The sequence below is a fragment of the Streptomyces sp. NPDC002851 genome (assembly GCF_053591935.1).
Genome location: NZ_JBSFUT010000002.1, coordinates 284,738 through 308,840 on the forward strand (window position 1 = coordinate 284,738; position 24,103 = coordinate 308,840).

Sequence of the window (24,103 nt, forward strand, 5' to 3'; positions counted from 1 at the left end):
GTGCTCCGGGTGCGCCCCCTTCGGTGCGCGTCAGACGTCGTAGTCCTGGTCGAACCGGTCCTGCTCTTCCTGGGCCAGACGTTCGGTCTCCTGCCGGTCGCGCTCGCGCTCCTGCTGCGAGCGCTCGTCGTTCTCTTTGCCCATCTTCTTCTTGGCCTGGTCGGCGAGCTGCTCGGCCTTGTCCTGGAACTGGTCCTTCATGCCCATGAGGTTTACTCCCGTTGTGGGTGAGGTGGTTGGGCCTCGATCAGCCTTGCACGGGCGGACATTCCACGCATTTCGATCATGCGCGCGGCGGCAGCTTGGGTCGACGGCGGTCGGGTACGGCCGAGTAGTCAGGCGGCACCGACGCCGGGTGTTGCTCCAGGAGGTCGAGGGCGACGTGGACCGCGTCGTCGAGTTGGGCGTGGCGGCCCTCCGCCCAGTCCAGCGGGGTGCGCAGGGCCGCGAGGTCCGGCTCCACGCCCTTGTTCTCCACCGACCAGCCGTACGCGTCGAACCACGCCGCGTTCATCGGGACCGTGATGACCGTGCCGTCGATGAGCCGGTGCCGCCCGGTCATGCCGACCACGCCGCCCCAGGTGCGCTGGCCCACCACCGGCCCCAGGCCGAGGAGTTTGAACGCCGCCGTGATCATGTCGCCGTCGGAGGAGGTCGCCTCGTCCGCGAGCGCGACCACCGGGCCCCGGGGTGCGTGCGAGGCGTACGACACCGCCTGGGCGTTGCGTGTCAGATCCCAGCCCAGGATCGTGCGGGTGAGCTTCTCCACCACCAACTCGCTGATGTGGCCGCCCGCGTTGCCGCGTACGTCGACGATCAGGGCCGGGCGGGACATCTCCATGCGCAGGTCGCGGTTGAACTGGGCCCAGCCCGAGCCGCCCATGTCCGGGATGTGTAGATAGCCGCACTTGCCGTGGCTGAGCTCGCGGACGACCGCGCGGCGCTTGGCCACCCAGTCCTGGTAGCGCAGCGGGCGTTCGTCGACCAGCGGGACCACCGCGACCCGCCGCGACCGGCCCTCACCTTCCGCCGGTTGGAACGTCAGCTCCACCGTCGAACCGCCCGAGCCCGCGAGCAGCGGATACGGGCCGGTGACCGGGTCGACCGGGCGGCCGTCGACATGGCTGAGCACCGCGCCCGCGCGGATGCCCGCACCCGCGAGCGGTGAGCGGGCCTTGGAGTCCGACGACTCGCCCGGCAGGATCCGCTTGACCAGCCAACTCCCGTCCCGGCAGACGAAGTTGGCGCCGAGCAGGCCCTGGGCGCGCTGGTAGTGCGGCGGGCCCTCGTTGCGGCGGGCCGGGGTGACGTACGCATGCGAGGTGCCCAGTTCGCCGAGGACCTCGCGGAGCAGATCCGCGAACTCGTCGGGCGCCGCGACCCGTTCGACCAGCGGACGGTACTGGTCGAGCACCGCGTCCCAGTCGATGCGGCACATCCCCGGGTCCCAGAAGTACGCGCGGATGATCCGCCCCGCCTCGTCGTACGCCTGCCGCCACTCGGCGCCCGGGTCGGCCTCGTGCAGGATGCGGCGCAGGTCGATCCAGACCGTGGAGTCGCTGTCGCCGGACTCGGTGGACGGCACCGCGCGCAGGTCGCCCTCGTCGACGACGACGAGGCGGGTGCCGTCGCCGCTGACCCCGAACCAGTCGAGGTGGTCGACGAGTTCGGTCTTCTTCGCCTTGGAGATGTTGAAGTGCTCCAGGTTCGGGCGGCCGGACACATCCGCCGGGTTGGCGAAGGTCTCACCGAGCGCCCCGGAGATCGGCCAGCGCATCCAGACCAGGCCGCCGCCGCTGACCGGGTGGAGCGACGAGTACTTGGAGGCGGCGACCGGAATCGGCGTCACCCGGTTCTCCAGGCCCTCGACCTCGACGGTGACGGCGCCCTCGCCACCGGTGTCGGCCTCCTCGGTGTCCCAGCCGCCCGCGGCGGGCCGCCCGTCCGGCGAGTACGCGAACGGGGAGGGGGTCGCGGAGGAGAGCGGCACCAGATACGGGCGGCAGCCGAGCGGGAAGGAGAGGTCGCCGGTGTGCACGTCGTACACCGGGTCGAAGCCGCGCCAGGACAGAAAGGCCAGATAGCGGCCGTCGCTGGTGAAGACCGGGTTCTCGTCCTCGAAGCGGCCGTTGGTGACGTCCACGAGGGTGCGCGTCCCCGGACCCTCGATCCGGGCCATCTTGATCGAGCGCAGCGTGCGGCCGATCCCGGGGTGCGACCAGGTCAGCCACGCCCCGTCGGGCGAGAAGGCGAGGTCGCGCACGGGGCCGTTGGTGGACCGGATCACCTCGGTGACCTCGCCGTTGGACTCCTCGGTAGCGTCGATGAGCAGCAGCCGCCCGTCGTCGGAGGCGACCGCGAGCCGCTCGCCCTCCGGGTCGGACACCATCTCCTGGACGATGCCGAGCACGCCGGAGGCGAGGCGGCGCGGCGGCCGGTCGCCGGAGGCCCGGGGCAGGTAGGCGATCTCGATGGCGTCCGCGCCCTCGGCGGAGGTGATGTACGCGACCTGGCCGCCGGAGCCGAGCATCTCCGGAAGGCGTACTCGTACGCCCGGGGTGTCGGTGATGGCGCGGGCCGGGCCGTCCCGGTGCGTGAGCCAGTACAGGCTGCCGCGCACCACGACCGCGCTGGCCCGCCCGGTCTCGTCCACGGACAGCGCGTTGATGTGGTGGGCGGCGGGCACCTGGTAGCGGCGCCGCCCGGCGCGCGGCCCGCCGAGGCGCACGTCCAGCTTGCGCGGTACGGAGTCCGGGGACAGGTCGTCGAGCAGCCATACGTCGCCCGCGCACTGGTAGACGACGCGCGCGCCGTCGGACGTGGCGTGCCGGGCGTAGAACGCGTCGTGGTCGGTGTGCCGCCGCAGGTCGGAGCCGTCCTGGGCGCAGGAGTACAGATTGCCGATGCCCTCGTGGTCGGAGAGGAACGCGATCCGCCCGGCCACGAACATCGGGCAGTGCAGGTGACCGTCGAGGTCTTCGAGGAGCCGCTTGCCGTGCAGCCAGAGGCGGCCGGTGGCGCCGCCCCGGTAGCGCTTCCAGGCGGCCGGTTCGTGCGGGGGTCTGCCGGTGAGCAGCAGGGTGCGGCGCTCGCCGTCGATGTCGGCCACGGCGATGTCGTCGACCGGGCCCCAGGGCAGCTTGCGGCCGGGGGAGCCGTCGGTCGCCACGGTGTAGGCAAACGTGTAGTACGAGAACGGCTCGCCGTAGGAGGTGACGGCGAGGATGTCGCCGTCCGGCTCCCAGCCGCACACCTTGGTGTCGGTGTTGCCCCAGTAACTGAGCCGCCGCGCGGGCCCGCCGTCGACCGGGACGACATGCACCTCCGGATCGAGGCTGCGCCAGGTGGTGAAGGCGATCTGACTCCCGTCCGGCGAGAAGCGGGGGTGTCCGACCCGGGTCCGGTCGACGGTCACCCGCCAGGCGCGCTCCGGGGTGCGGCCCTCCGGGGCGATGGGGGAGACCCAGAGATCGTCCTCGGCGGCGAAGCAGAGGAGGTCGCCGTGGAGGTGGGGGAAACGGATGTATGCGGCATCACTCACGGAACCATGCTTTTCCGGGCGGAGGGGTGCGGCAACTTGGATTCCCCGGTTTTCTTTGCCGGGTTCTTTCGGGGGCCGTCCGCGAACCGTCCGCCGTGAACGGTCAGCCGTCAGCCGTCAGTGAGGCAGGGAAGCCGCCATTCCATGCGTACGGCGCAGGAAGCGCAGCAGCGGCGAGCAGTCGAACTGGAGCACCGCCACCCCGTGGGTGGTGTGGAACTCGATCACCGTCTGGGCCCGGCCGCACGGCCAGACCCGTACGTCGCCGCTCTCGGTCGGGGCCTTGAGTCCCCGCTCCAGAACGTCGCGCTCGAAGGTCCACTCGTGCTCGCGCGGCGGGTCGGGGTAGTACTCGCGCGGGGCGCCGGGGTAACTGAGCCGCACCGTGCCGGGGGCGTCCGCCGGGTCGTAGTGCAGCGTGACCCGGACCGCTCGGGGGCCGTCCGGGGTGTCGGTGACCACATGTGCCCTCGCCAATTCATCGACGACGTCCGGCATGAGGGGGCTCCTCGTACTCGAGCGGCCTCGCGACGGCTGCCTCACGCGGCGGTCGCGATCCACGGCGCCGTTGCCGTGTTCCTCTACCAATGTCCCATATGCGGGGAGATTGGCTCCAGGGCTAGTTGTGTCCGGGGCGCTCTTGCAACCACTTCGCAAGAGGGCACTATTATCAAGCGGCTATTCAGCCGGTCCCGCGGCCGGTTGTTCAGCTGGTTATTTCGGCCGAGGCCCGCAGCAGAGGCCCGAGAGCAGGAAGAGCGGAGCCCTCATGCACGTACCCGACGGATTCATCAACGCGCCCGTCTCCGCCGCCACCGGTGTGATCGCGGCGGGCGCCGTCGCCGTGTCGCTGCGCGGCGCGCGCAAGGAACTGGACGAGCGCACGGCGCCGCTCGCCGGTCTGGTCGCGGCGTTCATCTTCGCCGTGCAGATGCTGAACTTCCCGGTCGCCGCGGGCACCAGCGGACATCTCCTCGGCGGGGCCCTCGCGGCGATACTCGTCGGCCCGTACACCGGTGTCCTCTGTATCTCCGTGGTGCTGCTCATGCAGGGCGTGCTCTTCGCGGACGGTGGCCTGACCGCGCTCGGCGTGAACATCACGAACATGGGCGTCGTCACCGTCCTCGTCGCCTACGCGATCTTCCGCGGCCTGGTGCGGGCGCTGCCGAAGAAGCGCCGCTCGGTGACCATCGCCTCGTTCGTCGCCGCGCTGGTCTCGGTGCCCGCCGCCGCGACCGCCTTCACCGGCATGTACGCACTCGGCGGCACGACGTACGTCCCCGCCGGCACCGTCTTCACGGCGATGGTCGGCGTGCACACCCTGATCGGCCTCGGCGAGGCCGCGATCACCGCCGCGACCGTCGGCGCCGTCATCGCCGTACGCCCCGACCTGGTGTACGGCGCCCGCGGCCTGACCGCACCGCTCAAGCTGCGGGTCGGCGGCGAACTGGTCGACGCGGCCCCGGCCCCGTCCGCCCGGGCCGAGGCCCCGGCGCGCTCCCCGCGCAAGGTGTGGGTGGTCGGCCTGGTCGCCTCCGTCGTCCTCGCGGGCTTCGTCAGCTTCTACGCCTCCGCGAGCCCTGACGGCCTGGAGAAGGTCGCCGCGGACAAGGGCATGGACCAGAAGGCCGAGGAGCACGCCGCCGCCGACTCCCCGCTCGCCGACTACGGCCTCTTCGGCGTCGCCGACGAGCGGCTCTCCGTCGGCCTCGCCGGGGTGATCGGCGTCGGCGCCACGGTGCTCGCGGGGACCGGGGTGTTCTGGGCGGTACGCCGTCGCCGTACCGCGCAGGACGCGGACGTTCAGGTCGAGGAAACTGTCTGACATGGGCGCGGGCCACGCCCACCGGCTCTACCGGCACGGGCACTCGCCGGTGCACGCGCTGCCGCCGCACTGCAAGCTCGCCGCCGTGCTCTGCTTCGTGGTGGTCGTGGTCTCGACCCCGCGCGAGGCGATGTGGGCCTTCGGGCTCTACGCGGTGCTGCTCGCGGCGGTGGCGTACGCGGCCCGCGTACCGCCCGGCTTTCTGCTCAAGCGACTGCTCATCGAGGTCCCGTTCGTGGCCTTCGCGGTGCTGCTGCCCTTCGTGGCGCACGGCGAGCGGGTCGACATCCTCGGCCTGTCGCTGAGCGAAGAGGGCCTGTGGGGCGCCTGGAACGTACTCGCCAAGGGCACCCTCGGCGTCGCCGCGTCCGTGCTGCTCGCCGCCACCACCGAACTGCGCGAGCTGCTGCTCGGCCTCCAGCGCCTGAAGCTGCCGCCGCTGCTCGTGCAGATCGCGTCCTTCATGATCCGGTACGGGGACGTGATCACGGACGAGATGCGGCGGATGCGGATCGCCCGCGAGTCCCGCGGCTTCGAGGCCCGTGGCCTGCGGCACTGGGGCGTGCTCGCGAAGTCGGCGGGCGCCCTGTTCATCCGCTCCTACGAGCGCGGGGAGCGGGTCCATCTGGCGATGGTCAGCCGGGGGTACGCCGGGTCGATGCCGGTGATCGACGAGGTGACGGCGTCCCGGGCCCAGTGGACATCGGCCCTGGCACTGCCGCTGTCCGCCCTGCCGGTCTGTCTGTTGGGATGGTTCCTGTGACTGTTAGCTCTGCCGCTTCTGCCGCTGCTGCCGCTCCTTCTCTTGAGGTCTCCGGCCTCGCGTACGCCTACCCCGACGGTCATCAGGCCCTGTTCGGCGTCGACTTCAGCATCGGCCGCGGGGAGCGGGTGGCGCTGCTCGGGCCCAACGGCGCGGGCAAGACCACGCTCGTGCTGCACCTCAACGGCATCCTGACGGCCGGGGCCGGGACGGTCACCGTCGCCGGGCTCCCGGTCGGCAAGCGGCACCTGGCGGAGGTGCGGCGCCGGGTCGGGATCGTCTTCCAGGACCCGGACGACCAGTTGTTCATGCCGACGGTGCGCGAGGACGTGGCCTTCGGGCCCGCGGCGGCCGGGCTGCGCGGGCCGGAGCTCGAGGCGTGCGTACGGAAGGCGCTCGAGCGCGTGGGCATGGCGGAGTACGCGGACCGGCCTCCGCACCACCTCTCCTTCGGGCAGCGGCGCCGGGTCGCCGTCGCGACGGTGCTCGCGATGGAGCCGGAGATCCTGGTCCTGGACGAGCCGTCGTCCAACCTCGACCCCGCGTCGCGGCGCGAACTCGCGGACATTTTGCGGTCGTTGGACGTGACGGTCCTGATGGTCACGCACGACCTGCCGTACGCCCTGGAGCTCTGCCCCAGGTCCCTGATCCTGAGTGAGGGCGTGATCGCGGCGGACGGGGCGACGCGGGAGATCCTGGCGGACGAGGAGCTGATGCGGGCGCACCGCTTGGAGCTCCCGTTCGGCTTCGACCCGCGGTCGGTGGCAGCCTGAGCGCTCCGCACGCCGATGGGTTTTCCCCCAGCCCCGCCCCTTCCCGAACTGGGGGCAAGCCCCCAGACCCCCCATATCCGCCCTGAACGGGCGTCGTCCTCAAACGCCGGACGGGCTGATAGGTGAGCCCCCTCCGGGTGGGTGGGGGAGGCGGGGGGGGGCGGTTCGCGCGCTCGCGGAGGCGCGGGTGGTTCCCACCCGCCCGGAGCCCCACCCACTAGGAGCCCCCGAAGCGCCGTCAGCCACGCGGCGTTAGCCGCATATCGATACCGTCGGGAAGGGGCGGGGCTGGGGAACAAAGAACCCCCGGAAGCTTGCCCGATTCGTGTGCGTTGCACCATGGAGGGTCGACCAGACGCAACGAGCAGGCAGAAAGACAGGAGTACGGGCGTGAACGTCCAAGGCACCGTGGCGCCGGGGTTCGAGCCCGTCAGAGACGCCTTCGTGCGTAACTTCACCGACCGCGGCGAGCGCGGCGCCGCCGTCACCGTCTACCGCGACGGCCGCCCGGTCGTCGACCTATGGGGCGGGAGGCGGGACGCCGACGCCGGACCGGAAGGCCGGACCTGGGCCCCGGACACCGCCCAGATCGTCCGCTCCGTCACCAAGGGCATCGCCGCCGCCGTACCGCTCCTGCTCCACCAGCGCGGCCGCCTCGACCTGGACGCCCCCGTCGGCACCTACTGGCCCGAGTACAAGGCCGCGGGCAAGGAGCGCACCCTCGTCCGCCACCTCCTGGCCCACCGCGCCGGCGTCCCAGTGCTCGACCACCCCGTTACCGCGGCCGCACTCGCCGCCGACCCCGAGGCGGGCGCCGCGGCCGTCGCCGCCCAGGCCCCGGAGTGGGAGCCCGGCACGGACCACGGCTACCACGCGCACACGTACAGCTGGCTCCTCGGCGAACTGGTCCGCCGGGTCACCGGCCGCACCATCGGGCGCTGGATCGACGAGGAGATAGCCCGCCCCCTCGGCCTCGACCTCTGGCTCGGCCTGCCCCCGCAGCACGCCGCCGACGGCCGGGTGGGCCGCGGCGGCCGCGTCGAGCCGCCGTCCGCGGCCGACGGGAGCCTGCGCCTGCGGCCCAAGCGCAACGTCGCCGCCGCGTACGCGGACCCGGAGTCCCTGACGAGCCGGGCCTTCCGGGCGCTCGAGCCCACCGACGAGAACGCGCCCGGCTACCGCGCCCTGGAGCTCGCCGCCTCCAACGGCGTCGCGACGGCCCGCTCCCTCGCCCGCTTCTACGCGGCGCTGGTCGGACCGGTGGCGGGCCAGGAGGAGCAGCAGGCAAGCCACCCCCGGCTGCTCGCCCCCGCCACCGTCACGCTCGCCCGCACCGAGGAGTCCGCGGGCCCGGACCGCGTCCTGGTGGTCAACACCCGCTTCGGCCTCGGCTACATGCTGCACGGCGCCTCGTCCCCGCTGCTCGGCCCCGGCTCCTTCGGCCACCCCGGCCGCGGCGGCCCGCTGGCCTTCGCGGACCCGGAGACCGGCATCGGCTTCGGCTACGTCACCAACGGCCTGCAGAAGGGCGTCACGGCGGACCCGAGGGCCCAGGCGCTGGTACGGGCCTTGCGGGCGGCGCTGGGTGATTCGAGCCCGTCCGGCGTTTGAGGACGAGCCCGTTCGGGGCGACGCGCTGAGCCCCGGACGACCCTCACCCCGCGTGCAACATAAGCCCGATCCCCAATGCCATAAGCGCCGCCGCCGCAATCCGAGGCGTACCGAACCGCTCCTTGAAGAACACCGCCCCGATCGCCGCCCCCACGATGATCGAGGACTCCCTCAGCGCCGCGATCGGCGCGAGCGGTGCCCGGGTCTGCGCCCACAGGACGAGGCCGTACGCCGCCACCGAGAGCACCGCGCCGAACAGGCCACGGACGGCGTACGGACGCACCAGGGAAGGCAGTTCGCGGCCGTACCGGCAGAGGGCGAACGCCGGGAGGGCGAAGCCCTCCAGGATCATCAGCCAGGCGATATAGCCGAGCGGAGTGCCGGAGGCGCGCACGCCCACACCGTCCACCACCGTGTACGCCGCGATGGCAAGCCCGGTCGCCCCGGCCGCGAGCAGCGCCGCCCACTCCGGCCGCCGCCCCGAGCCGCGGATCCCCCACAGCGCGAGGCCGAGCAGGCCCGCGCAGGCCACCGCGACGCCCGCGGTCTGCCAGGCGTCGATCCGCTCGCCGACGAAGACCGCGGCGGCGACGGTGACGACGAGTGGTGCCGTACCGCGCGCGATCGGATACATCTGCCCGAAGTCGCCGAGGTTGAACGACCGCATGAGCAGCAGCAGATAGGCCACGTGCAGCACGCCGGAGGTGGCCAGGAACGGCCAGGACCCGGCGGCGGGCAGCGGCGCGAAGCAGGCGAGCACCACACCGATGACGGCGCCGCCGCCGGAGACGAGGGCGAGGGCGATGAGCCGGTCCTTGATGTGGTGGGCTATCGCGTTCCAGCTGGCGTGCGTGACGGCGGCCAGGACGACCGCCCCGGCGACGAGCGGCGTCATCGCGTCTCGCGTACGTCCACCAAAGCGCCGCCCGCGTGCGCGACAAGCTCCTTCGGGGCGAGCGGGAACACGGTGTGCGGGGTCCCGGCCGCCGCCCAGACCACGTCGTGGTCGAGCAGGCCGCGGTCGGCCAGGACACGGGTGCGGGTGAGGTGGCCGAAGGGCGGCACCCCGCCGATCGCGTAGCCGGTGGTCCCACGCACCACGTCGGCATCGGCGCGCGTCACCTTCCCGGCGCCCAACTCCCGCCGTACGAGCTCGACATCGACCCGCGAGGAACCGTCCATCAGGACCAGGACGGGCACGCCGTCGGCCGCGAAGATCAGGGACTTGACGATCGCGCTGAGCTCGCAGCCGATCGCCTCGGCGGCCTGCGCGGCGGTCCGGGTCGCCTCCGGGAAGGCGCGGACCTGGTCGACGAGTTCGGCCAGGCCGAGCTCGTGCAGCGCGGCGACGAAGCGGGGATGGGGCTGCGGTTCCGGTGCGGTGCTCATGCGCCGCACGCTATCGGTACGTGTACGGGCCATGCGAGGGAGTTATGACCGCCCTCGCATGGCCCGTTCCGATCACGTAGCGCCGGTGCTCAGCCTGCGGAGTCCTTCAGGACCGAGCCCACCAGCGGACCGGCGGAGCTGCCGCCACGGCCGCCCTGGCGCACGACCGCGGCCGAGGCCATATCGCCGTACCAGGCGGTGAACCAGCCGTTGGGCTTCTTCTGCCCGTCGACCTCCGCGGAGCCGGTCTTGCCGCCGATGTCGCCGCTCAGCCCCGCCTTCGCCAGCGCCTCGGCGGCCGAGCCGCTCGTGGCGGTGTAGTGGAGCAGCTCCTTCAGCTGTTCGTGCGCCGACTTCGACAGCTTGCGCGGCGCGGTCGCCAGGGACCGGTCGTCCACGTCCGGCGAGACCAGATACGGCTGCCGGAACACGCCGGTCTTGGCGGTGGCGATGATCGAGGCGACGTTGAGCGGGTTCATCCGCACCCCGCCCTGACCGATCAGCGAGGCGGCCATCTGCGCGTCGGACTGCACCGGCACCGCCCCGTCGAAGGTCGAGACCCCGGACTTCCAGTCGCCGCGGCCGAGCCCGAACACGTCCCGCGCCTGTTTGGTGAGGTCGTCGTCCTTGAGCTTCGGAGCGCGGCTGATGAACGCCGTGTTGCAGGACGCCGCGAAACTGGAACGGAACGTGCCGTCCTTGATCTCGAACTTCTCGACGTTGTGGAACTTCCAGCCGCCGTACTCGTAGTACTTGGGGCACGGGTGCGGCTTGTCGATCGACGCGAGGTCCTTCTCGAGGAGCATCGACGCGGTGACGATCTTCATCGTGGAGCCGGGCGCGAGCGAGCCCTGCAGCGCCACGTTCATGCCCCGCGTATCGGAGTTCGCGACCGCCAGGATCTCCCCGGTGGACGGCTTCACGACCACGACGGAGGCCCGCTCCCGGCTCGCCACCTGCTTCTCGGCGGCGGCCTGCACGGTCGGGCTGAGCGTGGTGCGGACCGTGCCCGGGGTGCCCTCGGAGAGCGTGAGCAGGGTCTTGTCGGGCAGCGCCTTGGCGTTGTCGCCCTCCGCCCCGCTGGAGCCTGCGTTGTTCTCGTCGTGCCCCTTGGACTCCTTGCGGACGATGCGGAGTTCGAGCCCCGGGGTGCCGCCCGCCGTGTCGCCGTACTTCTCGCGCAGCGAGTCGAGCACGGTCCCGAGCGAGGGGTACTTCTTCGTGGTCAGCTCCTTGCCGTCCCGGTCGAGCGCCTTGACCGGCGGGGTGTCCGCCGCTTCGGTGCGCAGCATGTCGCCTTCGCGCAGCTCGGGGTGGACCACCGAGGGCTCCCAGTGGACCATCGGCCTGCCGGTCTTCTCGTCGCGCTGGACGGTGAGTTCGGAGTCGTACGCGAAGGGCTTGCTCTTTCCCTCGTACGAGGCAACGGCCGAGACCGAGAACGGGACCTTCTTGCCCTTCGGGGTGCCCGGATCCAGCTCCACCTCGGTGAGGTGGGCGTCCTTGCGGTACCCGGTGAGGGCGGCCCGGGCGGCCGTCTCGTCGTCGGTGTGCTCGGCGGCCGCGGCGGCGTCGCCCTTCGCCCAGGCGGCGAGGAACTCCTTGCTCGTGCCGCGGACTTCGGCGGCCGTCAGCGGCCCCCAGTCCGGCTTCTCGCCGCGCGTCGAGGCCTGCTGCTTCCTGGGGTCCGCCTCCGCGCCGTCGCCGGTCAGGGCGTACGCGGTGAACCCGGCACCGGCCGCCACCACGGCGACCGCCCCGCCGATGACCGCGGCCTTGACCTCCCTGCGCATCCCGGACAGGCCGCCGTTCGCGTTGTTGCGCCCACCCTCGACGCGTCTTCTGTTACCCACGAGTTCCTCCGCTGACTGCCCCACACTCCTTCACCAGGGCCGCACCCTATAGGGGCGGCGGGGGTCCTGGCTGCGCCCGGTTCTTCCGGGGAGCGGCTATCCGGCGAAGTCCCCCGCTACACCCGGGCGTTAGACCCAGGTGTCGAGCCACATCCGGGCTCGCCAGGAATCCACCGGAATCGGGGTTCCCGTGTAAATCGGCCAGAAATAAATGAAGTTCCAGACGATCAGGAGGACCAGGACGCCCGAGCCGACCGCGCCGATCGTGCGGCGGCGTTCCGTGGAGCCCGGGGGGCCGAGCAGAGCGCCGACCATCATCGCCAGGGCCAGGCACAGGAACGGCACGAAGACGACGGCGTAGAAGAAGAAGATCGTGCGCTCCTGGTACATGAACCAGGGCAGGTAGCCCGCCGCCACGCCGCACAGGATCGCGCCCGCCCGCCAGTCCCGGCGCAGCAGCCAGCGCCACAGCACATAGGCGAGCGCGAAGCAGGCCGCCCACCACAGGAGCGGGTTGCCGAGGGCCAGGACCTCGGCCGCGCACTTGTCCGACGTCCCCGTCGGGCAGCCGTCCTTCCCCGGCGCCGGGGACTCGTAGTAGTACGACACCGGGCGGCCCAGGACCAGCCAGCTCCACGGGTTCGAGTCGTACGTATGGCCCGAGGTCAGGCCGATGTGGAACTGGTACACCGTGTACTCGTAGTGCCACAGCGAGCGCAGCCAGTCCGGCAGGAACGTCCAGCTGCCGCCCTGGCCCTCGGCCGCCGCCCAGTTCCGCAGATAGCCCTTGTCGGAGACCAGCCAGCCGGTCCAGGAGGCCAGGTACGTCAGGAGCGCCACCGGGACCGTGGAGACGAAGGCGGGCAGCACGTCCCGCTTCAGGACCGCCACGTGCGGGCGGGACGCGCCCGCGACCCGGCGCGCGCCCACGTCCCACAGGACCGACATCAGGGCGAACGCGGCCAGGATGTACAGGCCGTTCCACTTCGTGCCGAAGGCCAGGCCCAGGCAGACCCCGGCCGCGATGCGCCAGGGGCGCCAGCCGAGGCGGAGCCGGTCGCCGACCTCCACGGACGGGCGGGTGACGCCGTCCGGGTCCGTCGGCAGGGCGGCCGCCAGGCGGGCCCGCGCCCGGTCCCGGTCGACCACCAGGCAGCCGAAGGCCGCGAGCACGAAGAACATCAGGATCAGGTCGAGCAGCGCCGTGCGGCTCATCACGAAGTGCAGGCCGTCGACCGCGAGCAGCCCGCCCGCCAGGCAGCCCAGGAACGTCGAGCGGAAGAGACGGCGGCCGATCCGGCAGAGCATCAGGACCGACAGGGTGCCGAGCACGGCCGTCATGAACCGCCAGCCGAACGGGCCGAAGCCGAACATCCACTCGCCGAGCCCGATGACCCACTTGCCGACCGGCGGATGCACCACGTACGCGGCGTCGTGACCGAGGGCGATCTGCGAGCCCTGCTCGATCACCTTGTCGTTGATGTCCTTGGGCCAGTTCACCTCGTAACCGCGGTGGATCAGCGCCCAGGCGTCCTTGGCGTAGTACGTCTCGTCGAATATGACCTTGTTCGGCGAGCCCAGGTTCCAGAACCGCAGGACGCCCGCCAGGAGCGCCACGAGGACCGGGCCCGCCCAGGCGAGCAGGCGGTTCAGGGGAGCGATCCGGCGCGGCGGCATCCCGAGCGTGGCCCACAGGCGCGGGCTCGGTCCGGTGTACGGCGGGACCAGGCGGGCTCTCACGTCGCCACCCGCGACCCCGGCCGTGCCGTAGCCGAATCGGCGCAGCCGCCGCTGCCAGCCGGGCTGCTGCGGCGGCTCGTCGGGGGCGGCGCCCCCTTGGCGGGCTTCGCTGGTGTCCGTGGCGGACGCGGGACTGGTCACGGGCGCAATGGTAGGGGGCCTCCCTTTGGCACCAGGCTTCCGTACGGTCGGCTCGGTTGCCGCACCTGGGGGCTGCGCCCCCAGACCCCCCTTCGCGCTGAACGCGCTCGTCCTCAGGCGCCGGACGGGCTGTGATGGGGGCTGCACCCCGGGCCGCTGTTGTCGCGCTGAACGCGCTCGTCCTCAAGCGCCGGACGGGCTGAATTGTGCCCTCGTCCTCAGGCGCCGGACGGGCTGGATTGGTGCCCTCGTCCTCAGGCGCCGGACGGGCTGGATGGGTGCCCCCATCCTCGGGCGCCCGTGGTGGTTGCCCCCTGCGAGGATGGACCCCGTGACACCCGTGACAGCACAACCCGGAACGCTCGTCCTCGCAGGCACCCCCATCGGGGACCCCGCCGACGCCCCGCCCCGGCTCGCCGCCGAGCTCGCGCGGGCGGACATCGTGGCGGCCGAGGACACGCGTCGCCTGCGTCGGCTCACCCAGGCTCTCGGTGTGCAGCCCGCCGGGCGGATCGTCTCCTACTTCGAGGGCAATGAGGCCGCGCGTACGCCCGAGCTGGTCGAGGCGCTCGCCGACGGTGCCCGGGTGCTCCTGGTCACCGACGCGGGCATGCCGTCCGTGTCCGACCCCGGGTACCGGCTCGTCGCGGCCGCAGTGGAGCGGGATCTGCGGGTGACCGCGGTGCCGGGGCCGTCCGCCGTGCTCACGGCGCTCGCGCTGTCCGGGCTGCCGGTCGACCGGTTCTGCTTCGAGGGGTTTCTGCCGCGCAAGGCGGGCGAGCGGCTCGGTCGGCTCCGCGAGGTCGCGGACGAGCGGCGCACCCTCGTCTACTTCGAGGCCCCGCACCGCCTGGACGCCACCCTCGCCGCGATGGCCGAGGCCTTCGGCGCCGAGCGGCGCGCCGCCGTCTGCCGGGAGCTGACCAAGACGTACGAGGAGGTCAAGCGCGGCACCTTGGGCGAGCTTGCCGCCTGGGCCGCCGAAGGCGTACGCGGGGAGATCACCGTCGTCGTCGCGGGTGCGGAGGAGAGCACTGCCGAGCTCGATGCGGAGGAGCTGGTGCGCCGGGTCCGGGTGCGCGAGGAGGCGGGGGAGCGGCGCAAGGAGGCGATCGCCGCGGTCGCGCAGGCGGCGGGCCTGCCCAAGCGGGAGGTCTTCGACGCCGTCGTGGCGGCAAAGAATGCGGAGCGGAGCGGCCCATAGGACGGTAAAGGACTATCGTGAAAAGCAAAACGTAACGCCGCGCACCAGGCGTTTTTGCTATGACGAGGCCAAATTCGCATCAATACTCGACAGGCCTGATGCGCTCGCGCCGGGAGAGGCGTCCACTGGACGAGGGACGCAAACCGTCCCGGACGTGCTTGTCCAGAGGACAAGAGGAGCGGGCATGACAGAGATCACCGGCCAGACCCCCACCGAGGGCCAGACCAGCACCAGCACGGGTGCCGATACGAGTACGGGGGCGGGCATCGACACCGGCGCGAGCGCTGGTCCCGGCATACCGGGCGGCGCGATCGCGTCCGCCCGTGAGTCCTACGCGTTCGCGTGTATTCGCTGCGGGCACGGGTGGGAGCAGACCTTCGACATCAGGCACTACCTCGACGGGAGCGGCACCGAGTTCGTGATGTATTTCGCCGACGGCCAGCGGGTGCCGTCGCCGCTCACCCGGCCGACCTGCCTCAACTGCGGCGGCCACAAGGTACGGATCATGCAGGCGGGCCAGGTGTCGTCCATCCTCGATCTGCTGCACGGCCGGACGGAGCCGCGCCGGGGCGCGGAAGCCACGGAGGCCAGGAAGGCCACGGAGGCCACTCAGGAGCGCGAGTCCCCACCGTCCGAGCCGCGGGAGCGGCACCACTGGCACCTCTCCGACCTGCTCCATCCGTTCAGCCATCGCAAGGACGCCTCGTAGGACGGGCTTCCCGACGCGCTTCGTAGGATCGGGGGCATGAGCCCCAAGGACTCCCAGGCCCCCAAGGACCCCAAGGACGCACCGCCGCCGTTGCCGGACCCTCTCCGGATCCCGGTGGCCGACTCGCACACCCACCTGGACATGCAGTCCTCGACGGTCGAGGAGGCGCTTGCCGATGCCGCCTCCGTGGGCGTCGAGGCCGTGGTCCAGGTGGGGTGTGATGTGAAGGGGTCGCGTTGGGCGGCGGACACCGCGGCGGCGCACGCGAGCGTGCACGCCACGGTCGCGCTGCATCCCAATGAGGCGCCGCGGATCGTCCTGGGAGACCCGATCCAAGGGGCGGCCCGAAGGGCCTCGGTTGAGGGTGGTGGTGGGCGACGGGAGGGCGGCTGGTCGCGGCAGGGGGCGCGCGAGCCCGGTGGCGACGCCGCGCTCGACGAGGCGCTCGCCGAGATCGCCAGGCTGGCGGCGCTCCCGCAGGTCAAGGGCGTCGGCGAGACCGGGCTCGACTACTTCCGCACCGGCCCCGAGGGCAAGGAAGCGCAGGAGAAGTCCTTCCGCGCCCATATCGAGATCGCCAAGCGGCACGGCAAGGCCCTCGTCATCCACGATCGCGACGCCCACGCCGACGTGCTACGCATCCTCAAGGAAGAGGGCGCCCCGGAGCGCACCGTCTTCCACTGCTACTCCGGCGATGCCGCGATGGCCCAACTCTGCGCGCAGCACGGCTACTTCATGTCCTTCGCGGGCAACGTCACCTTCAAGAACGCTCAGCCGCTGCGCGACGCCCTCGCGATCGCGCCGCTCGATCTGGTGCTCGTCGAGACCGACGCGCCCTTCCTGACCCCGGTGCCGTACCGCGGACGGCCTAACGCGCCCTATCTCATTCCGGTCACACTGCGGGCCATGGCCGAGGTGCGGGGCATCGACGAGGACACCCTGGCGGCAGCGGTACGGGACAACACGGCGCGCGCATTTGATTACTGACCGATAACGGAACGCGTCGCCCATGCGTGGTCAGCACTGGGCACAGCAGCGACACATTGTGATGGCGCGGCTTTGGAGAGTGATGGCCACTCCGCTAGGTTCCCCCTGCCCGATCCGGACCGGGGGAGCCTGGAGACGCCGTCAGTGAGCCAAAGCAACGCAGCCCCTTCCGCGTACGACACAGCCTCTTCGGCGTACGAACCCACCCTGCCTTCCGCGTACGACGTCCCGCCTGTCTCGCACGCCTCTCACGCCTCTTACGACACCGTCCCTTCCGCGTACGGCGTCGGTCCCTTCTCGTACGAGGAGACCCCCGCCCCCGTAGTGCCGCGTCCCGGTGGGCGGGCGCAGGCGCGGCGGGACGCGCGGCGCCGGAAGGCCGCTCGGCGGCCCGATTCGCTGCGGCGGATGGTGCCGCGGGCGCTCGTCGTGGCGTTTCTGGCCGGCGGAACCTCCGCCTTCCTCGCCAAGGACAAGGCCGTCGAGCTGTCCATCGACGGGGAGTCGCGCACCCTGCACACCTTCGCCGACGACGTCACCGAGCTCATCGCCGACGAGGGGCTACGGGTCGGGGCGCACGACATCGTCGCGCCCGCGCCCGGCACCGAACTCGCCGCCGGCGACGAGGTCGTGGTCCGCTACGGCCGCCCCGTGCACCTCACCCTCGACGGCCAGCGGCGCAAGGTGTGGACCACCGCCAACACCGTCGACGGCGCGCTCCGCCAGCTCGGGGTGCGGGCCGAGGGCGCCCACCTCTCCACCTCCCGCAAGCAGCGGATCTCCCGCTCCGGGCTCCGGCTCGACGTGCGTACCGAGCGCACCGTGACGGTCCTGGCCGACGGGCGCGAGCGGACCATCCGTACGAACGCCGCGACCGTGCGCCAGGCCGTCGAGGAGGCCGGGGTCGTGATGCGCGGCCAGGACACCACCTCCGTGGAACCGGACTCGTTCCCGCGCGACGGGCAGACCGTCACCGTCATGCGGATCACCGGCAGCAAGAAGGTGCGCGAGGAGCCCATCCCCTTCGACGTGGCCAAGACCGAGGACGCCTCGCTCTACCGCGGCACCGAGGTCGTCGTACAGCAGGGGCGGCAGGGCGCGCGGCGGGTCACCTACGCACTGCGCACCGTCAACGGCGTCCGGCAGAAGCCCAGACGCATCGGGTCCGAAGTGGTACGCGAGCCCCAGACGCAGCGCGTCCGCATCGGTACCAAGCCGCTGCCCACCTCCGTGCACGGTGCCGACGGGCTCAACTGGTCCGCCCTCGCCGTCTGCGAGTCCGGCGGCCGACCGGACGCGACGGATCCCTCGGGCACGTACGGCGGCCTCTACCAGTTCGACACCAACACCTGGCACGACCTCGGCGGCACGGGGCGTCCCGAGGACGCACCGGCCGAGGAGCAGACGTACCGGGCGAAGAAGTTGTACGTACAGCGGGGGGCGAGTCCGTGGCCGCACTGCGGGTCCAGGCTGCGTTGACCGTGAACGCGGGACGGGCTCCGTCGCCTACCCTTGCCCGGTGAACAACAGCGCGAGCCCCGACGCCCTCCTGGGCCCGGCCGACATCCGTGAGCTGGCCGCCGCCCTGGGCGTGCGCCCCACCAAGCAGCGCGGCCAGAACTTCGTCATCGACGCCAACACCGTCCGCAGGATCGTCCGCACCGCCGACGTGCGCCCCGACGACGTGGTCGTGGAGGTCGGACCGGGCCTCGGCTCGCTGACCCTCGCGCTGCTCGAGACCGCGGACCGGGTGATCGCCGTGGAGATCGACGACGTGCTCGCCGGGGCGCTCCCGGCGACCGTCGCCGCCCGGATGCCGGACCGCGCCGACCGTTTCGCGCTGGTCCACGCCGACGCGATGCACGTGACCGAGCTGCCGGGCCCCGCCCCCACGGCGCTGGTCGCCAACCTGCCGTACAACGTCGCCGTCCCGGTGCTCCTGCACATGCTCGACACCTTCCCGACCATCGAGCGCACCCTCGTCATGGTGCAGGCCGAGGTCGCCGACCGGCTCGCCGCGACGCCCGGTTCGAAGGTGTACGGGGTGCCGTCCGTGAAGGCCAACTGGTACGCGGACGTGAAGCGGGCCGGGGCCATCGGGCGCAACGTCTTCTGGCCCGCCCCGAACGTGGACAGCGGTCTGGTGTCCCTGGTGCGCCGCACCGAGCCGGTCGCCACGACCGCGTCGAAGGCCGAGGTGTTCGCCGCCGTCGACGCCGCGTTCGCGCAGCGCCGCAAGACGCTGCGCGCCGCCCTGTCCGGCTGGGCGGGCTCGGCCGCGGCCGCCGAGGCGGCGCTGGTCGCGGCCGGGGTGTCGCCGCAGGCGCGCGGCGAGGCGCTGACGGTGGAGCAGTTCGCGAAGATCGCCGAGAACCGGGCGGTCTCAGCAGAGAACCGGGGAGTTTCCTAGGTGAGTGTGACGGTACGGGTACCGGCCAAGGTCAATGTCCAGCTCGCGGTCGGCGGGGCACGCGCCGACGGCTTCCACGACCTGGCCAATGTCTTCCTCGCGGTCGGGCTCTACGACGAGGTGACGGTGACGCCCGCGGAAGAGCTGCGGATCACCTGCTCGGGACCGGACGCCCACCAGGTCCCCCTCGACCGTACGAACCTGGCGGCGCGGGCAGCGACCGCCCTCGCGGAGCGGCACGGCCGCGCGCCCGACGTGCACATCCACATCGCCAAGGACATCCCCGTCGCGGGCGGCATGGCGGGCGGCAGCGCGGACGGCGCGGGCGCGCTGCTCGGCTGCGCCGAGCTGTGGGGCACCGGCAGCCCGCGTACCGAACTCCTCGACATCTGCGCCGAGTTGGGCAGCGACGTGCCGTTCAGCCTGGTCGGCGGCGCGGCCCTCGGCACCGGCCGCGGCGAACGGCTCACGCCCCTGGAGGTCGGCGGCACCTTCCACTGGGTGTTCGCGCTCGCCGACGGCGGCCTCTCGACGCCCGCCGTGTACCGGGAGTTCGACCGGCTCGCCGAGGAGGCGGGCCGCGAGATCCCCGCACCGGCCGCGTCCCCGGCGCTGCTCGACGCCCTGCGCCTCGGCGACGCCTCCGCCCTGGCGGCCGCGGTCACCAACGACCTGCAGCCCGCCGCGCTCTCCCTGTTCCCGTCCCTGGAACGCACCCTCGCCGCGGGCACGGCGGGCGGCGCACTCGCGGCCCTGGTCTCCGGCTCGGGCCCGACCACGGCCTTCCTCGCCAAGGACGCCGAGTCGGCGGAGGCGGTGGCCGAGGCGCTGCTGGCTTCGGACACCTGCCGGGCGGTACGGGTCGCCTCCTCCCCGGCGGAGGGCGCGAGGGTCAAATAAGCCCGTCCGGCGTTTGCCGATAAGCCCGTCCGGCGATTGAGGACGAGGCCTCCCCCAAGCTCTCGACTTCGCTCGAGCAGGGAGGTGCCCCCCTGGCCGAAAGCGGGGGTCCGGGGGCAAGGCCCCCAGGGGCGCCCACCGAGCCGACGTGGCCCTACCCTGGAACCTGATCCACCCCCCGTACAGGAGAAAATGTGGCCGTCAACCTGGTCAATGTCGAGGCAGTCAGCAAGGTGTACGGCACCCGTGCCCTGCTGGACTCCGTCTCACTCGGTGTCTCCGAGGGGGACCGCATCGGCGTCGTGGGCCGGAACGGCGACGGCAAGACCACCCTCATCCGCATGCTCGCCAAGCTGGAGGAGGCCGACAGCGGCCGCGTCACGCACAGCGGCGGCCTGCGCCTCGGCGTCCTCACCCAGCACGACTCGCTCGACCCCGAGGCGACCGTCCGGCACGAGGTCATCCGGGACCTGGCCGACCACGAGTGGGCGGGGAACGCCAAGATCCGCGACGTACTGACCGGGCTCTTCGGCGGGCTCGACCTGCCGGGCTTCGAGAAGGGCCTCGACACGGTCATCGGCCCGCTCTCCGGCGGCGAGCGCCGCCGCATCGCGCTCGCCAAACTGCTCATCGACGAGCAGGACCTGATCGTCCTGGACGAGCCGACGAACCACCTCGACGTCGAGGGCATCTCCTGGTTGGCCAAGCACCTGCGCGAGCGTCGCTCGGCCCTCGTCTGCGTGACGCACGACCGCTGGTTCCTCGACCAGGTCTGTACCCGGATGTGGGACGTGCAGCGCGGCACGGTCCACGAGTACGACGGCGGCTACAGCGACTACGTCTTCGCGCGGGCCGAGCGGGAGCGGATCGTGGCCACCGAGGAGGCCAAGCGGCAGAACCTGGTCCGCAAGGAGCTGGCGTGGCTGCGCCGCGGCGCCCCGGCCCGTACCTCCAAGCCCCGCTTCCGGGTCGAGGCGGCCAACGAGCTGATCGCGGACGTACCGCCGCCGCGGGACACGAGTGAGCTGATGAAGTTCGCGTCCTCGCGGCTCGGCAAGACGGTCTTCGACCTGGAGGACGTGACCGTCCAGGCCGGGCCGAAGGTGCTGCTCAAGCACCTGACCTGGCACCTCGGCCCGGGCGACCGGATCGGCCTGGTCGGCGTGAACGGCGCGGGCAAGACCTCGCTGCTCCGCGCGCTCGAGAACGCGGCGCGCACGCAGGGCGAGGCGCAGCCGGCCGGTGGCCGTATCGTCGTCGGCAGGACGGTCAAGCTGGCGTACCTCTCCCAGGAGGTCGTCGAACTCGACCCCGACTGGCGGGTGTTGGAGGCGGTCCAGCGGGTGCGCGACCGGGTCGACCTCGGCAAGGGCCGGGAGATGACCGCGGGCCAGCTGTGCGAGAAGTTCGGCTTCACGAAGGAAAAGCAGTGGACGCCGGTCGGCGACCTGTCCGGCGGCGAGCGCCGCCGCCTGCAGATCCTGCGCCTCCTGATGGACGAGCCGAACGTCCTCTTCCTCGACGAGCCCACCAACGACCTCGACATCGAGACCCTGACCCAGCTCGAGGACCTGCTCGACGGCTGGCCCGGCTCGATGGTCGTCATCTCCCACGACCGCTTCTTCGTGGAACGTACGACGGACAAGGTGTACGCCCTCCTCGGCGACGCCACCCTGCGGATGCTGCCGCGCGGTATCGACGAGTACCTGGAGCGCAGGAAGCGGATGGAGGAGCGGGCGGCGGCGGCCGCGTCCGTGACGCCGCAGTCGTCCGGTACGCCGGAAAGGTCGGGCTCTTCCGATACGTCGGCCACGCCCGCTCTGTCGGCCGCCGAGGCGCGTGCCGCCAAGAAGGAACTGCAGAAGATCGAGCGGCAGTTGGACAAGATCACCGAAAAGGAATCCAAGCTCCACGCCGAGATCGCCGAGAACGCCACGGACTTCGACCGCGTCGCCAAGCTCGACACCGAACTCCGCGAACTCACCGGCCAGCGTGAGGAATTGGAGCTGCGCTGGCTGGAGCTGGCGGAGGAAGCGGGCTGACGGGCCCTTCGATCGGTCCGGTCCGGGGCCGGTGGGCGCCGCCGTAGTGGCGTAACGAGCGCATCACGGGCCGGTCCTCCGTTGGGAACAGGGGGCGGACCGGCGCGGCGGTATGCCCGGAGTCAGTGGTACAAAGAAGTCCCGCTCGACTGACGCAGAGTTGCGGGGAAGATGCCCGATTCGCTCCTTTCCGGGGGGATTTGAAAGCCAACGGAATTGCGGGGGAGGCCGGCGGGCAGCGGACCCGTGTGAAGAGGTACACCGCTGATGACCCAGCCGCCCAGCCAACCGCCGCAGCCCTCGGGTGGGTTCGGGGCTCCGCAGGACCCTCAGCAGGGGATGCGGATGTCCAAGGAGCCCGGCAACGAGACTCCGCCGCAGCCTCCGGCTCAGCCGGGCCAGCCGCCTGCCCAGCCCGCTCAACCGCCTGCTCAGCCTCCGGCGCAGCCGGGACAGCCGCCCCAGCAGCCGCCGCAGCCCCCGGCCCAGCCGGGTCAGCCGCCGCAGGCGCCGCCCGGGCAGCCGGGGTACGGGTACCCGCAGGGCGGTCCGGCTCCGGCCGCCGACAACCCGTATGCGCAGAGTCCGGCGGGGCCGCCGCAGCCCGGTCCGTACGGGCAGGTTCCGCCACCGCCCGGACAAGCCCCCGGACAAGCTCCCGGACAGGCTCCCGGGCAGCCGGGGTACGGATACCCGCAGCAGCAGGCGCAGTTCCCGGGTGCGCCCGTGCCGGGCTCCGGGACCGGTGGCGGTGGCGGGGTCGGCGGGTTCTTCAAGGGGAAGCCCGCCGCGATCATCGGCGCGGCCGTCGCCGCGGCCCTGGTGATCGGCGGCGGCGTGTGGTTCGCCACCAGCGGCGGTGACGACGACCCCAAGAAGCCCGTCGCCCAGGGCAGCCAGGATGCCAAGCCCTCAGGCTCCACCGGCTCCGGCTCCACCGGCTCCACCGGCGACGCCCCGGGCCGGGACGGCGGTGAGGACGACCTCAACTCCGGCCGCAAGTCCGGCGAGGCCCACGCCTGGGCGGCCAAGAACGAGCAGGACGTGCCCGGTCGCGGCGCCGAGATGATGGACATCTGGACCGACGGCGACACCGTCGTACAGGCCGCCTTCAAGGAGATCACCGCCTACGGTGCGGCCGACGGCAAGAAGAAGTGGAGCGTGAAGCTCGACGGCAAGGTGTGCGACACCCCGCCGCACCCGGCCGAGAACGGCAAGGTCGTCGTCGCCCTGGAGACCGGCTCCGAGACCAGGTCGCGCTGCAACGAGCTCCAGATGGTGGACCTCGTCACCGGCGAGAAGGGCTGGAAGAAGAAGGTCGGCGAGGGCGGCGCCTTCGACAGCACCATCACGCTCGACCTGGAGATCTCCGGGGACGCGCTCCTGGTGGCCCGCTCGCTCTCCGGTACGGCGTACCGCCTGAGCGACGGCAAGGAGATCTACAAGCACGAGAAGGACGGCAGCTGCTTCCCCGACGGTTACGCCGGGGACGGGAAAGCGGTGGTCGGCACCGCCTCCTGCGCCGCCACCACCGACAAGAACGCGCAGCTGCGCGGCTTCGACCCGAAGACCGGCAAGATCGAGTGGCGGTACGAGACGCCCAAGAACACCGAGATCCAGAAGGTCTACTCGGTCAACCCGCTGGTCGTGTCGCTGGTCAACCGGGAAGAGAAGTCCTGGAGCATCGTCGCCTTCAAGAGCAACGGCAAGGTGCGCTCGCAGCTCGACGGCGGCAAGGACAGCTTCATGCAGCGCTGCGGGATGACCATCACCGAGAAGGAACTGCAGAGCTGTGTCGGCATGGTGGCGTCCGGCGACACGTTCTACATGGCGACGGAGCAGAAGAAGACGGGCGAAGGCTACAACCGCAGCAACGAGGTGATCGCCTTCGACCTCGACTCGGGCAAGCCGACCTGGCGCGGCAAGACCGAGGAGCCGCGCTCGCTGCTCCCGCTCGAGGCGGACTCCTCCGGCCTGGTGGCGTACGTCGAGCCGTCCTTCGACAAGCCGGGCCAGATCGTGAAGTTCGGCCCCAAGGGCGGCACGCCGAAGCTGCTGCTCCAGCACCCCGAGTCCGCCCTGTCGATGGAGAACACCATGGCCATTTCGGGCAAGGTCGCCTACGCCGACGGCCGCTTCTTCGCCTCTCCGGGGCGGCTCATGGGCCAGGACGGCGAGGAGGAGACGGCGATGCTGTCCTTCGGCAAGTGACGCC

19 protein-coding genes are annotated in these 24,103 nt (G+C 71.9%); 12 read left to right on the forward strand and 7 right to left on the reverse strand.

The genetic code is table 11. The features are described 5' to 3' along the window. Positions 1-30: 30 nt before the first annotated feature. From ACWD10_RS03200 to ACWD10_RS03210, 3 genes are all read right to left on the reverse strand, one after another. Positions 31-207, reverse strand: a complete 177-nt coding sequence (locus ACWD10_RS03200; RefSeq protein WP_451086389.1) for a hypothetical protein — start codon at positions 205-207, stop codon at positions 31-33. Between the two features lie 76 nt (positions 208-283). After that, positions 284-3,541 (reverse strand): S41 family peptidase, encoded by a 3,258-nt coding sequence (locus tag ACWD10_RS03205; RefSeq protein ID WP_451086391.1) that lies wholly within the window; start codon positions 3,539-3,541, stop codon positions 284-286. Positions 3,542-3,658: 117 nt separating this feature from the next. Beyond that, on the reverse strand, positions 3,659-4,039 hold the full coding sequence (locus ACWD10_RS03210) for an SsgA family sporulation/cell division regulator (protein WP_451086393.1): 381 nt from the start codon (positions 4,037-4,039) through the stop codon (positions 3,659-3,661). Between the two features lie 271 nt (positions 4,040-4,310). Here ACWD10_RS03210 and ACWD10_RS03215 point away from each other — a divergent pair, with 271 nt between their 5' ends. The 4 genes from ACWD10_RS03215 (at position 4,311) to ACWD10_RS03230 (ending at position 8,513) form a co-directional block, all read left to right on the forward strand. Further along, positions 4,311-5,366: an energy-coupling factor ABC transporter permease gene (locus ACWD10_RS03215; RefSeq protein WP_451086395.1), complete on the forward strand. Its 1,056-nt coding sequence runs from the start codon at positions 4,311-4,313 to the stop codon at positions 5,364-5,366. Position 5,367: 1 nt separating this feature from the next. After that, positions 5,368-6,129, forward strand: a complete 762-nt coding sequence (cbiQ, locus tag ACWD10_RS03220) for a cobalt ECF transporter T component CbiQ (RefSeq protein WP_451086397.1) — start codon at positions 5,368-5,370, stop codon at positions 6,127-6,129. Further along, positions 6,117-6,902: an energy-coupling factor ABC transporter ATP-binding protein gene (locus ACWD10_RS03225; protein WP_451086399.1), complete on the forward strand. Its 786-nt coding sequence runs from the start codon at positions 6,117-6,119 to the stop codon at positions 6,900-6,902. The genes cbiQ and ACWD10_RS03225 overlap by 13 nt, the downstream gene beginning before the upstream one ends. Before the next feature lie 390 nt (positions 6,903-7,292). After that, positions 7,293-8,513 (forward strand): serine hydrolase domain-containing protein, encoded by a 1,221-nt coding sequence (locus ACWD10_RS03230; RefSeq protein ID WP_451086401.1) that lies wholly within the window; start codon positions 7,293-7,295, stop codon positions 8,511-8,513. A 43-nt stretch (positions 8,514-8,556) separates the two neighbouring features. On the opposite strand, the gene ACWD10_RS03235 is transcribed toward ACWD10_RS03230, so the two are convergent. From ACWD10_RS03235 to ACWD10_RS03250, 4 genes are all read right to left on the reverse strand, one after another. Then, a complete protein-coding gene (locus tag ACWD10_RS03235) occupies positions 8,557-9,408 on the reverse strand; it encodes an EamA family transporter (RefSeq protein WP_451086403.1) in 852 nt (283 codons plus the stop codon). Beyond that, the gene (locus tag ACWD10_RS03240) at positions 9,405-9,935 is read right to left on the reverse strand and encodes a YbaK/EbsC family protein (protein ID WP_451086405.1); all 531 of its coding nucleotides are present in this window, start codon (positions 9,933-9,935) and stop codon (positions 9,405-9,407) included. The genes ACWD10_RS03235 and ACWD10_RS03240 overlap by 4 nt, the downstream gene beginning before the upstream one ends. 56 nt (positions 9,936-9,991) lie before the next feature. Then, entirely contained in the window at positions 9,992-11,755 is a 1,764-nt protein-coding gene (locus ACWD10_RS03245) for a penicillin-binding transpeptidase domain-containing protein (RefSeq protein ID WP_451086407.1), read from the reverse strand. A 129-nt stretch (positions 11,756-11,884) separates the two neighbouring features. Further along, positions 11,885-13,636 carry a dolichyl-phosphate-mannose--protein mannosyltransferase gene (locus ACWD10_RS03250; RefSeq protein ID WP_451086409.1) on the reverse strand — a complete coding sequence of 584 codons (1,752 nt, stop codon included), beginning with the start codon at positions 13,634-13,636 and terminating at the stop codon, positions 11,885-11,887. Positions 13,637-13,976: 340 nt separating this feature from the next. On the opposite strand from ACWD10_RS03250, the gene rsmI reads away from it, so the two are divergent. From rsmI to ACWD10_RS03290, 8 genes are all read left to right on the forward strand, one after another. Beyond that, positions 13,977-14,840, forward strand: coding sequence for a 16S rRNA (cytidine(1402)-2'-O)-methyltransferase (gene rsmI, locus ACWD10_RS03255; RefSeq protein WP_451086541.1), 864 nt, complete (start codon positions 13,977-13,979; stop codon positions 14,838-14,840). Between the two features lie 184 nt (positions 14,841-15,024). Continuing rightward, complete coding sequence (locus tag ACWD10_RS03260; RefSeq protein ID WP_451086411.1) at positions 15,025-15,549, forward strand: hypothetical protein; 525 nt, start codon at positions 15,025-15,027, stop codon at positions 15,547-15,549. 36 nt (positions 15,550-15,585) lie between these two features. Beyond that, positions 15,586-16,536 (forward strand): TatD family hydrolase, encoded by a 951-nt coding sequence (locus ACWD10_RS03265; RefSeq protein ID WP_451086413.1) that lies wholly within the window; start codon positions 15,586-15,588, stop codon positions 16,534-16,536. 144 nt (positions 16,537-16,680) lie between these two features. Beyond that, on the forward strand, positions 16,681-18,015 hold the full coding sequence (locus ACWD10_RS03270; protein WP_451086415.1) for a ubiquitin-like domain-containing protein: 1,335 nt from the start codon (positions 16,681-16,683) through the stop codon (positions 18,013-18,015). Positions 18,016-18,055: 40 nt separating this feature from the next. Continuing rightward, positions 18,056-18,946: a 16S rRNA (adenine(1518)-N(6)/adenine(1519)-N(6))-dimethyltransferase RsmA gene (gene rsmA, locus ACWD10_RS03275; protein ID WP_451086417.1), complete on the forward strand. Its 891-nt coding sequence runs from the start codon at positions 18,056-18,058 to the stop codon at positions 18,944-18,946. Beyond that, complete coding sequence (locus ACWD10_RS03280; protein ID WP_451086419.1) at positions 18,947-19,846, forward strand: 4-(cytidine 5'-diphospho)-2-C-methyl-D-erythritol kinase; 900 nt, start codon at positions 18,947-18,949, stop codon at positions 19,844-19,846. It abuts the gene before it with no gap. Positions 19,847-20,040: 194 nt separating this feature from the next. Continuing rightward, positions 20,041-21,888 (forward strand): ABC-F family ATP-binding cassette domain-containing protein, encoded by a 1,848-nt coding sequence (locus ACWD10_RS03285; RefSeq protein ID WP_451086421.1) that lies wholly within the window; start codon positions 20,041-20,043, stop codon positions 21,886-21,888. A 267-nt stretch (positions 21,889-22,155) separates the two neighbouring features. Beyond that, positions 22,156-24,099 carry an outer membrane protein assembly factor BamB family protein gene (locus ACWD10_RS03290; RefSeq protein WP_451086423.1) on the forward strand — a complete coding sequence of 648 codons (1,944 nt, stop codon included), beginning with the start codon at positions 22,156-22,158 and terminating at the stop codon, positions 24,097-24,099. The last annotated feature ends 4 nt before the right edge of the window (positions 24,100-24,103 follow it).